Genomic DNA, 11,637 nt, shown 5'->3' on the forward strand with positions numbered 1-11,637 from the left:
ATTTAACATTAAACCCAACCACCCCCCTAAATTTCACAGCAAGTAATAGCATCCAAGGGTTAATAAAAAACTTGGCAAACCCAATATTGATTGAGTTTATTTTAGGAATGATTGCATGTGAAATATACATGAGAGTTCGTGCCGATAATGAAATATTAAAATCTGCAAGTGACTTTATATTTTACTCAGCATTAGGTGTTTTTTTGTTCTATACTTTTGGTGGTGGTGCATCGGGACATGGAGTTACAAACGTAGGTTTAGCTTGTTTTTTACTCTTAGTGGCTTCTGTTATCCGAGAAAAAATAAAAGGAGTAAGAGACAATAAATACCTAAATTTTCTAGGCGATATATCCTATCCACTATACCTCATACATCCTATAATAATGGCATTTATACCATTACACAGTAATTTATTTCAGCCATATACACATGCCTCAGGGTTTGGTAAGTTTATATACTTACTGTTCTCATCTATTTTTGTAGCTTACTTAATTCATATAGCAATAGAAAATAACACATCTAAAGTAGCCAGAACAATTATAAATAAATTCAGAGCCAAAGATGAAAATTAAAAATATAACGTATGGATGCACACCCCAAGTTATATTGTTAGTCAAATGACGAATTTACCATCATTGGTTCTATTTATAGATGCTATGGTTTTGGTATCGAGTTTATAGCAAAGGCAGGGGTAGTGTCATAGAATGCTACCCAACGATCATCTGACGGTTCAACTTCACCCAAAAAATTAAAATCAGATGATGATTGTGGTGAGGCAAACCATGTGATTATTGTTGTCTCTGTTTCATCAGAGAATTGCACATATAAGAGCATATCAACACCCCATTAAAATAAATAACTTGAAATCAAAATAGAACCAGCTTTATTGCTTGTCATATCACTTTCAAAACGATAATAGAGTGTTTGAGGTGTTATGATATCAATTGAAAAGTTACTCGCCGTATCAACACCATTCCCAGCATTAACCCCCAATCTTACTTCCTGCCAACCAGTACCAAAGCTATCACTGCCAAGAGATATTGATGAAAATGACGCTGCTGCACTGCTACCACCTCCAACTTTGCAATTGCCGTGAGCTGTTATCGCATTGAGTGGGGTGGCCAATGCAATAGATACAGCCGTAAACGCTGCCATGGATGTACTAGCTGACACAACTTGAACAAGTGGGAATGATACTTTTCTGCCTATCAGGTAACTAACTTTAAACTGGCTTGAGGCGATATCCCCTCCCCCCTTAAACGTCTGCTGCCCGATTACAAAGTTATTGAGCATCGGATTGATATGGCTATCCGTGAAAAATTTGGGCTTCCTGCCGAAATGTCTTTAGTCGTTCATTACTGCGATCTGATTATGCTGGCAACCGAACGCCAAGAACTGGATATCGATGACGGTAAGGAATGGCCGATGTTTGAAGGTATCCCCCTGGCTGACATTGCAATAGTACCAATGACACCAAGCCAGATCCGTGTCGCATTCGCGGCACGACTCAATGAGCTGACTGCGGCCACTCAATCATGATGTACGGCCTGTTTTTACTCGTTTGCTACACATTCCAGCCGTGCCAATACGAGCCGCAAGGCTACGTATACCCGGATGATAAAAACTGTATGGCAGACATTCAGCAGCAAGGTCTACCACATGAATACGAATGTCTGCCAGTTGATGGCGTTCTCTATGCGAGGAAACAGTGATGATCAAGACAATTACAGCAGCACCAGTTGAACGTGATAGCCATGGTTTCTGGACTCACCCTGATTATTTTGTACCTGCAAACGGGAATGAGTTTGGGGTTGAAGGTGAATTCGATGCATGGAAATCGTTAAACCGTGTCGTCGGTACGTTGGACTGGATGGAATGCGAAGAAAACGCCGAAGAATTGCAGGCGGCATACGAAGCGGGTGATTGTGATCTCAGCATGTGGCAACCAAAACCACCAGCAGGTGATGGTTGGTTTATGGCTTCAATTCATGACACAGAAGATGGCCCTGTCTGTTACTGGTTACGCCCTATTGAATATGATCCCGAAGCGTTATCAGCCCACCAAGAGCGTTGCCATCTTGAAGCATTAAAAATGGTGTTTTTCGCTAAGCATCAGGAAGCAGTAACAGCAGCGCACGAATATTTTGTGGCGTGTGATCTGGGTGAGGAAAGAATTATTGCGGGGGAAATATTTCAACGCCTACGTACTGCCCACAGACGCTAAGGGGAAAATCATGTCTAAAACAATAACGGTAAAAATGGCAAGGCCAAGTGAAGATAAGGTTGAATCTCTTTGGAAACTATTTCACGCAACTGAAGCAGCAGAGGACCGCTGGCGCAGGGAATCATCTGAGTAATTTCTGGAACGCCTTGACGATCAAGATATCAGTGACGAAGAGCGCACATTTATTGCCGTTGCATGGGATTCACTTGTACAGGGTCATGGCGGTTTTGGCCGCTTTATGGGGGCATATGACACCCTGATCTATAACTTCCAAGATCCAGACGCTGACCACGTAGCCATACACCCTAAATTTAATGCTCTCTTCACTGAGTCTGAATTACTACCAGTGGTATTAGAAGGTTATGCCGACGCCAGAAATACCATCGCTGAATTAGAAAATGAACGTGATGCAGCACTCAATACCTGCACTCTGATTGCCGAGACTTTGGGTATTACCGGCGCGGTAGCAGATGACACCATTGCCAGGGCGCAGCAGCTGGTTGGCGAGAATACGGCGCTTACCGATAAGGCTGCCAGTGAATTATCAAATGCATGGTTGCTGCATCGCACCATGATGGGTGCACAAGCGGCTCTTTTCTGCATTACTCAAGGGAATTTAGGTCAAGCAAGGGAATGGCTTGGGGGTACTACTGAAGAGGCTCAGTTGGAAATTCCAGACGGAATGGAGGTGAATGGATTACAAGACTGGTTTGATGAAAACATGGTTGAGATAGCGCGGGAGTTGCTATCACAACGGGAACAGAATCTATCGTTAAGCCGTCAGCTAGATGTAATGACAGCTGCAGCTCAAGCATTGCGTGATGAGATGTATAAAGGAGATGCGAAACTTGCCGCTATTACAGCAGCCAAACCCGAAGCATTACCGCGCCATATTTTCTCAATGCTGGTAAATGAGTTACGCGACGTTCCAGCAATTGGTTGTAAGCGGCAATTAATTATTGGTGTATTAAACCGTCATGGCGTCATCGCTGAGCCGGTGCAGCTTGATCCACCAGCAACAGAATGATTTTAATCACGGCCTGTGTGCGGCGGGCCTTTAAATAAACAGTGTGGAGAATGACCATGGCGAGAACACAGACTTTAACAGTGTGGGCAAAAGAGGAATTTGACGAACCAGTTCCTAGTTATCCCACTCTAATAAAATATGCCAAAAGCGGCATGATCTCTCCTCCTCCAATGAAGGCGGGTAAATGCTGGCGGGTCGATAAAAATGCAAGGTTCATCGGGATAGCAATTAAGCCAATGGTTAAACAAAACGATGATCCCCGCCTGAAAAGGATAATGGAAGATGGGCAGACCACGTAAGTACAGCGTCGATGTACCAGGTCTATCATGCTATACGGACGCCAGAACCAAGAAGGTCTACTGGCGTTATAAGCATCCGGTATCAGGAAAATTTCATGGTTTAGGTGATAACGAAGTTGAGGCAAAGGCTATTGCTGTTGAGGCCAATACCCGCTTTGCTCAACAACAAATGGGGCAGCTAATGACGGATAGAGATAAAATTAGTCGGGATTTAGGTAAGGGTTTATCAGTGTCAGCATGGCTTGATAGTTACTGGAAAATTCAAGAAGAACGCCAGCGACTGGGTGAGCTGAAATCATCGACCGTGAACCAGAAAAAACTCCAGTTAAAGTTATGCGATCCGTTATCGGCAACAAGTTATTGCCAGAAATAACGGTAAGAGATATAGCGGATATTCTGAGTCCATATAAAGAGAGGGGGCAACTCGTTATGGCTCAGGTGGTTCGCAGAATAATTATCGATGTATTTAAAGAAGCGCAACATGCAGGTGAAGTTCCTCCGGGCTATAATCCCGCACTGGCCACTAACAAAAGTACAGCGGCAGCGACTTAGTCTGGAAGAGTGGCAGGCTATATATAAAGAAGCCGGCACAATGCAGCCATACTTACAGAGGGCAATGCTTGTTGCGGTCGTTACTGGTCAGCGACTTGGTGATATTGCAGGCATGAAATTTTCTGATATTTGGGATGACCATCTTCATATAGTTCAGGGAAAAACAGGGGCTAGACTGGCAATTCCTTTATCACTTCGCTGTAACTCACTAAATATTACTTTAAGAGAAGTTATATCACAGTGTCGGGATCGGATAGTTAGCCCTTATTTACTGCATCATCACCACGCAGTGGCCACAGCTAAGCGCGGAGGAAATATACGAGACCAAACAATAACAATGAATTTCACTGCGGCACGGGAAGCTAGCGGGATTAAATGGAAAGATGGAACCCCGCCAACATTCCATGAACAGCGATCACTTTCCGAACGATTATATCGTGAGCAAGGCATCGATACGAAATCACTACTCGGCCATAAAAACCAAGCAATGACCGATAAATATAATGATGACCGCGGCAAAGAATGGATCACCATTGCTGTTTAATTTGCGTACCGTTTTGCAGTGGAGTTTTGCAGAAGGTTTTTTTCGAGTTTTAGATCTGGATGAAATACACCGCTTAAAATGAACTTCATCCCGATTAATTACAGTTACTTATAAACAATCTCACCTTTCGGCTGATACTGACTGGCATCCAGTGGAGAGTGCTTTTCAATATACTGCTTTAACACTTCAGCATCGATAAAACCGGTGTTCACATAGCCCGGTAAGGTATCGATTTTCGGGTAGCCATCGCCGCCTAATGCATTAAAATTCAGGGTGGCCAGACGATACGTTTTATTCGGATCTAATGGCTTGCCCTGTATTTTCACGTCACTGACGCCATTACCATCAGCGACCAGGCTGACATTGGCAAATTGTGCATAAGCACCTGAATCGACTTTTTTATTCGCCACCACGGCCAGATACTTCTCGACCTCGCTGCCTTTCATATCGGCGTAAACCAAGGTATTACCAAATGGCTGGACCTTAAGCACATTTTTATACGTGATATCACCGGCATCGATAGAGTCACGCACCCCACCACCACTCATCACCGCGAAATCTGCACCCGCTCGTTCCATTTGCGCAGCCAATAACATCCGCGCCAGGTTGGTTTGTTCGAAACGAACCTTGCTACGATCACCTTCTAGCTTGCCATTGACACTGCCAACTTTAATATCCAACTGCGCCTTACCTTGCTCTTCAAAAGGCGTAAGTAGCTTCAGCATCGATGGATCTTGCGCAATCTCCTGGGTATAAAAGACCCGCTCACTGCTACCATCAGCCTTCTCAACTTTTTTCTTTAAATTGATTGGAATTAACTGATAACTCACCAGTTTCAACTCACCATTGCGGAATTTAAAATCAGCACGACCAACATATTTACCCCACTCATGAGCTTGAACAATCCAGGTCCCGTTCTGACGANCAGGCGCACAAGGTGTACCGGGAACATAATCAGCCTGCTTATGGTTCTCACTGGCCATACAAACCGGATCTTGCGAGTGACCACCCACTATCATATCTAAATAGCCTGCGGGGAGGCTGCGAGCCATCTCTACATCACCTGGAGCATTCGAACCATGCTTGCCATCATCGTAATGCCCCATATGGGTAGCGGCGATGATAATGTCAGGCTTATCGGTCTTTCGCAGTTGATCGACGACTTGTTTTGCTTCAGCGGCCGGGACATGGAATTCAATATCCGTGAAATACTCGGGATTCCCGATCTTGGCAGTGTCATCGGTCGTTAAACCAATTACCGCAATTTTCACCCCTTGCTTATCAAACAAGGCATAAGGCTTAAACAACCGCTGTTGCGTGCTTTTCTGGTAGATATTGGCCGATAACAATGGGAAAGTTGCCCATTTCTCTTGTTGTCGCAGCACACTCAATGGATTATCAAATTCGTGATTGCCGATGGCCATCGCGTCATAACCGACCAGATTCATACCACGAAAATCAGGCTCCGCATCTTGTAAATCAGACTCAGGCACACCGGTGTTGATGTCCCCACCTGACAGCAGTAGTAGACTTCCGCCTTCGGCTGCAACTTGTTTGCGAATACTATCAACGACAGTTTTCTGTGCCGCTAAACCATATTCGCCGTGATCGTTTTGCCAGAAATGCCCATGGTGATCATTAGTGTGCAATATAGTGATATCGTAAGTTTTATCTTTTTCCCAGGCAGCAGCCCATCCCGGTGCAAACGCCAGCGACACAGCCAAGGCACATGCTGTGGTCGGTAATGAAAAACGCATGGCAAATCTCCATGTAGTCGTTAAAAACCGGCCTGATAAATACCGATTTAATGAGTGAAAAGAGTGTAATGCATATCAATAGCACGATAAATCAACACCATACCGTGACGCAGTAAGCATTGTAGTGTGATTATGTATGCATGAATTTCATAACTTTGGAATATATATCAAATTATGTCAGATGTAGTAAAAATCATTCGATCTGCATAATATGTATTCGTTACCAACATATTATTAACAGTGAAATTATTAGGCGAATACTCACTATGACCGATCGTTCTGAGACTGGATTCCAGCCCTCCGTTAATGCCGCTGTAAAACGCACATCCTTCTCTATTCTGGGGGCTATCAGCGTATCTCATCTACTCAACGATATGATCCAATCGTTGATTCTGGCGATTTATCCTTTATTACAAGCCGAGTTTTCACTGAGTTTTACTCAGATAGGGCTAATCACGCTCACTTACCAGCTTACTGCATCACTACTGCAACCCCTGATAGGGCTGTATACCGATAAGCACCCTCAACCTTACTCTTTGCCTATTGGTATGGGTTTTACCTTATCAGGCATATTGCTGCTGGCGGTGGCAACCACTTTCCCTGTGGTTTTATTGGCAGCAGCGCTGGTTGGCACCGGCTCATCGGTATTCCATCCTGAGTCATCACGGGTCGCGCGCATGGCATCCGGTGGTCGCCATGGCCTGGCTCAGTCAGTTTTTCAAGTCGGTGGCAACTTCGGTAGCGCTCTCGGCCCACTATTAGCTGCAATTCTTATTGCTCCTTATGGTAAAGGCAATGTTGGCTGGTTCTCTCTCGCAGCCTTACTGGCCATTGTGGTGCTATTGCAAGTCAGTAAGTGGTATCAGCAACAGCAAAGAGCAACACATGGCAAAGTGATAAAAACCTCATCGGCAAAATTACTGCCTAAAAAGACGGTTATTAAGACGTTAGTTATTTTAATGGTGCTGATATTCTCTAAATACTTCTACTTGACCAGCATTAGCAGCTATTACACCTTTTATTTGATGCATAAGTTCGGTGTTTCAGTACAAAACGCCCAGATACATTTATTTGTGTTCTTATTCGCAGTCGCCGCTGGCACCATAATTGGCGGCCCTCTTGGTGATCGGATAGGGCGAAAATATGTTATTTGGGGGTCAATACTGGGTGTAGCGCCATTTACCCTTATTTTACCCTATGCTTCGTTGTATTGGATGGGGGTTTTAACCGTAATCATTGGCGTCATCCTCGCATCAGCCTTCTCTGCAATACTGGTGTATGCCCAGGAGTTGATCCCAGGGAAAGTGGGGATGGTATCCGGTCTATTCTTCGGTTTTGCTTTCGGTATGGGTGGGTTAGGTGCGGCTGTACTAGGGTATGTTGCTGATTTAACCAGTATTGAGCTGGTTTACCAAATATGTGCATTCCTGCCATTACTGGGGATATTTACTGCCTTATTGCCCAATATAGAAGATAAGTAATAGTAATAACCTTATAATCCCGACTGAGACTAGCACTTCAGTCGGGAGAGTCCCCTGTGTAATCGTGACAAAAACAGCAAGTCCCCCACAAACAACCACTTCAAACAATTTCCATGCCAAACCAGACTTTTATCGATAAAAAATGAATTTTTATCGCGCATTGATCGCATAAATACAATAAACTGATGTTATTGCTGTGAAATGCTTGCTGCTCCACATATCCCAATACTCATCCAAAAGGCGGCAAGCGCGTGACAAATCTGTCGGGAATGGATTTAAACGCTCCTTGCAGCGGCCTCGCAGAGATGGGCCAAGTAATAAACGTAGCCAACACACCTGCAATTTGAAAGATGGCGGGTATAACGAGAAGGAGTCTGGATGCACCACTCAACACCCTTAATCACCACGATCGTCGGAGGCCTTGTTCTCGCCTTCCTCTTGGGTTCCCTGGCCCACCGCCTACGCATCTCACCACTGGTGGGATACCTTGCCGCAGGGGTGCTTGCCGGGCCATTCACGCCGGGTTTTGTTGCTGATACATCATTAGCTCCCGAACTGGCTGAAATCGGTGTCATTTTGTTGATGTTTGGTGTCGGACTTCACTTCTCGCTTAAAGACCTCCTCGCAGTAAAAGCAATCGCCATCCCCGGAGCCGTGACACAAATAGCCGTTGCTACTCTGCTAGGTATGGGCTTGTCTCATTTATTAGGCTGGGATTTAGTCACCGGCTTGGTCTTTGGGTTATGTCTGTCAACCGCCAGTACCGTGGTATTACTGCGCGCACTGGAAGAACGGCAACTGATTGATAGTCAGCGAGGGCAGATTGCTATCGGCTGGTTGATTGTTGAAGATTTGGCAATGGTACTGACATTAGTGTTATTACCCGCATTTGCCGGAGTCATGGGCAACGAAACCACGAGTCTGAGCCAACTGTTTACAGAGCTAGCGATTACTATTGGTAAAGTGATCGCCTTCATAACCTTAATGATTGTCGTCGGCCGCCGGCTGGTGCCCTGGATACTGGCTAAAACAGCCAGTACTGGCTCGCGAGAACTCTTTACTCTGGCAGTCTTAGTCTTGGCGCTTGGGATAGCCTACGGTGCTGTAGGGTTGTTTGACGTATCATTTGCTCTCGGCGCATTCTTCGCCGGAATGGTATTAAACGAATCTGAGCTGAGCCACCGTGCCGCGCAAGATACCTTGCCGCTGCGTGATGCCTTTGCCGTGCTGTTCTTTGTTTCAGTCGGCATGTTATTCGATCCGATGATTTTGCTACGAGAACCATTAGCAGTGTTAGCGTCATTGACCATCATTATCTTCGGTAAATCGGTGGCGGCTTTCATCCTGGTGCGGCTGTTTGGCCACTCAAAACGCACAGCACTCACCATTTCCGTTAGCCTGGCCCAAATTGGGGAGTTCGCCTTTATTCTGGCGGGGCTGGGTATTTCTCTTGGTTTAATGTCTGAACATGGCCGTAATCTGGTACTGGCGGGAGCGATTCTGTCTATTATGCTCAACCCGTTACTTTTCACCTTGCTAGATCGCTATTTAGCCAAGAATGAGACGATGGAAGATCTTATTCTGGAAGAGGCGGTAGAAGAGGAAAAACAGATACCTGTAGATTTATGCAATCATGCATTATTGGTGGGATATGGCCGGGTTGGCAGCTTATTAGGGGCAAAACTTAATGCGGAAGGCATCCCGCTGGTCGTCGTAGAAAATTCGCGCCCGCGAGTGGAAGCACTCCGTGAACAAGGTATTAATGCGGTATTAGGTAATGCTGCAAGCGCAGATATTATGTCACTGGCGCGCCTGGATTGCGCCCGTTGGTTATTGCTGACCATACCAAATGGCTACGAAGCCGGTGAAATAGTCGCATCAGCCAGAATTAAGCGGCCAGACCTTGAGATAATCGCCCGCGCCCATTATGACGATGAAGTGGTTTATATCTCAGACCGTGGCGCTAACCAGGTTGTTATGGGGGAGCGCGAAATCGCCAACAGCATGCTTAATATGCTGAAAATAGAAACGCTGACTGAAGAAGATAAAATGCCAGTTTGCCCAATTTAAAATTATATCTGTGTTTATAACTGAAGTTCTCTATCCAATAGATTTCAAGGTGCAGGAAGGCGGCAAGCAAGAAAATCCCGATGAGCTTACACCGGTAAGTGACTGGGGTGACAAATCTGCCGGGAGCAGATTTGAACGCTGCTTGCAGCGGCCTCGCCTTACTCGGCCCAAGAATGGGCCGAGTAAGGCGAGCAGCCAACACACCTGCAGCTTGAAAGATGATGGCTATATTATCGTTCCCAGTACGACTCTTCTAAACTATCTTCCCGTTCAGGCAAGCCACGTGTTAAACGCGGCGAATGTTGATTCAATACCTGATAACTGACCCGATTGGCGTATTTACACACTTGTGCCAGCGAGGAGTAGCTAAGGTAACTACGCACATGTTTGCTAGAGTTCGGAACATTATTACGATGATAGCCATTCGCCGCAATATCATGTAGCACAGCGGATAATGCACCATCCCCTGCCCCGTTGGTATTCATTATCTTCTCTGGCCCGCCCATATAAGGGGCAATGTGAGAATAGATACGTAACGGATGGCCACAATGCTCTTGCCGCATTGCCCGGCTAAATTCATACAAGTTAAATTCTGCGATAGCGCCAGGTAATAATGGATGCTGTGTTTGGCGCTTATTTGCCTCTTCAGTATATCCCGCCATATAAAGCCCATTAGGACCCGCAGTACAAAGCACTAAATCTACCCAATTCAGTGCCATATCAGAAGCCATCAACGGATCATTCAAGCCCGTCAGTTCATAAGCCTCATCTTCATTCATCGCTAATATAGAGACATGCTCGTTGAGAAAATCGCGCCACCACTGCGGATTATCTGCAATAACATATTTCGTGCCTAGGGTCATCACGACAGGAACATCATGTTTCTTCGCATAGCTGATGGCTTGCATTGTGGCCGCAGGCATCGGTTCATCCGGCTTACAACGCACCAGATAAGCAGTCAGCACCAGAGCAGAAGCACCTGCAATCACATCTTCAGGAATACTTTCAGGACGTAGCTGATTCATTTGCCCGGGACTGATAGCAAAAGTCCGCTCACCATTATCACTAATCAAAGTAAAGCAGCGGCCAATAGCACCATCAACTGCCTGCAAATAATTCAGATCAGTGCGACTTGAGGTATTACACAGATAGCGATAGGCATAACTACCGATCTTAATATTGCTACACATGGTGCCCAACAGGATGGAACGATCATCAGCAAGGACAGAATAGTTGTGTAAGGTATTACCAATGGTACCGCCAGCAAACTCATGAGTAATCAACCCATTAGCAGTTAGTTCCTGATAAAGGTTTTCAGCGATATCATCTTCAATCACTAAAGAGTGCCCTTGGCTCAGACCATAACGCGCAATAAAGCTCTCATCGACCTTGGCTTCAATATCAACCAACGTCTGGTCAATGCCAACGATATAAGAGGTACTCACTTCATTTTCAGTCTGCGCCGGTTGCAATAAAGGGTCACGGGCATTCACCGGAAAGTAGTGCTTAGATTTGCGTTTACCAGGAAATTTCATTGTTTTGAGTTACAAATTGAAATGGGAAGATAAAAAAATGAGGCCAGAGATAAAATCTCTGACACACATAAGTAGTAATACCAAAATAGTCCGTTACAGTAAGCATAATAGACACCGAAATATTAGGCACTCGTATGAGAAAATTAGT

General features: G+C 45.2%; 11 protein-coding genes and 1 pseudogene. 9 read left to right on the forward strand and 3 right to left on the reverse strand.

The features are described from left to right. Positions 1 to 572: acyltransferase family protein (locus V1952_RS15675; protein WP_420075083.1), on the forward strand; the 572-nt coding region annotated here is incomplete at its 5' end. 274 nt (positions 573 to 846) lie between these two features. On the opposite strand, the gene V1952_RS15680 is transcribed toward V1952_RS15675, so the two are convergent. After that, complete coding sequence (locus V1952_RS15680) at positions 847 to 1,155, reverse strand: hypothetical protein (RefSeq protein WP_420075084.1); 309 nt, start codon at positions 1,153 to 1,155, stop codon at positions 847 to 849. Between the two features lie 147 nt (positions 1,156 to 1,302). On the opposite strand from V1952_RS15680, the gene V1952_RS15685 reads away from it, so the two are divergent. The 6 genes and pseudogenes from V1952_RS15685 (at position 1,303) to V1952_RS15710 (ending at position 4,646) form a co-directional block, all read left to right on the forward strand. After that, positions 1,303 to 1,539 carry a hypothetical protein gene (locus V1952_RS15685; RefSeq protein WP_420075085.1) on the forward strand — a complete coding sequence of 79 codons (237 nt, stop codon included), beginning with the start codon at positions 1,303 to 1,305 and terminating at the stop codon, positions 1,537 to 1,539. Between the two features lie 172 nt (positions 1,540 to 1,711). Beyond that, positions 1,712 to 2,224: a hypothetical protein gene (locus V1952_RS15690; RefSeq protein WP_420075086.1), complete on the forward strand. Its 513-nt coding sequence runs from the start codon at positions 1,712 to 1,714 to the stop codon at positions 2,222 to 2,224. A gap of 10 nt (positions 2,225 to 2,234) precedes the next feature. Beyond that, the gene (locus V1952_RS15695; protein WP_420075087.1) at positions 2,235 to 2,357 is read left to right on the forward strand and encodes a hypothetical protein; all 123 of its coding nucleotides are present in this window, start codon (positions 2,235 to 2,237) and stop codon (positions 2,355 to 2,357) included. Between the two features lie 105 nt (positions 2,358 to 2,462). Then, on the forward strand, positions 2,463 to 3,251 hold the full coding sequence (locus tag V1952_RS15700) for a hypothetical protein (protein WP_420075088.1): 789 nt from the start codon (positions 2,463 to 2,465) through the stop codon (positions 3,249 to 3,251). 56 nt (positions 3,252 to 3,307) lie between these two features. After that, positions 3,308 to 3,550 carry an excisionase gene (locus V1952_RS15705; RefSeq protein ID WP_420075089.1) on the forward strand — a complete coding sequence of 81 codons (243 nt, stop codon included), beginning with the start codon at positions 3,308 to 3,310 and terminating at the stop codon, positions 3,548 to 3,550. Then, positions 3,534 to 4,646: pseudogene (locus V1952_RS15710) on the forward strand (phage integrase Arm DNA-binding domain-containing protein). Before V1952_RS15705 ends, V1952_RS15710 begins: the two are co-directional and overlap by 17 nt. A gap of 104 nt (positions 4,647 to 4,750) precedes the next feature. Here the strand turns inward: V1952_RS15710 and ushA are convergent. Further along, entirely contained in the window at positions 4,751 to 6,403 is a 1,653-nt protein-coding gene (gene ushA / locus V1952_RS15715) for a bifunctional UDP-sugar hydrolase/5'-nucleotidase UshA (RefSeq protein WP_420075090.1), read from the reverse strand. 266 nt (positions 6,404 to 6,669) lie between these two features. Here ushA and V1952_RS15720 point away from each other — a divergent pair, with 266 nt between their 5' ends. Beyond that, complete coding sequence (locus V1952_RS15720) at positions 6,670 to 7,884, forward strand: MFS transporter (RefSeq protein WP_083159931.1); 1,215 nt, start codon at positions 6,670 to 6,672, stop codon at positions 7,882 to 7,884. Between the two features lie 378 nt (positions 7,885 to 8,262). Next, positions 8,263 to 9,954, forward strand: coding sequence for a YbaL family putative K(+) efflux transporter (gene ybaL, locus V1952_RS15725; RefSeq protein ID WP_263699323.1), 1,692 nt, complete (start codon positions 8,263 to 8,265; stop codon positions 9,952 to 9,954). A 230-nt stretch (positions 9,955 to 10,184) separates the two neighbouring features. On the opposite strand, the gene V1952_RS15730 is transcribed toward ybaL, so the two are convergent. Next, positions 10,185 to 11,489: an inosine/guanosine kinase gene (locus V1952_RS15730; protein WP_263699322.1), complete on the reverse strand. Its 1,305-nt coding sequence runs from the start codon at positions 11,487 to 11,489 to the stop codon at positions 10,185 to 10,187. Positions 11,490 to 11,637: the final 148 nt, after the last annotated feature.

The sequence above is a fragment of the Yersinia sp. 2542 StPb PI genome, assembly GCF_048593855.1.
Lineage (GTDB): Bacteria > Pseudomonadota > Gammaproteobacteria > Enterobacterales > Enterobacteriaceae > Yersinia > Yersinia enterocolitica_E.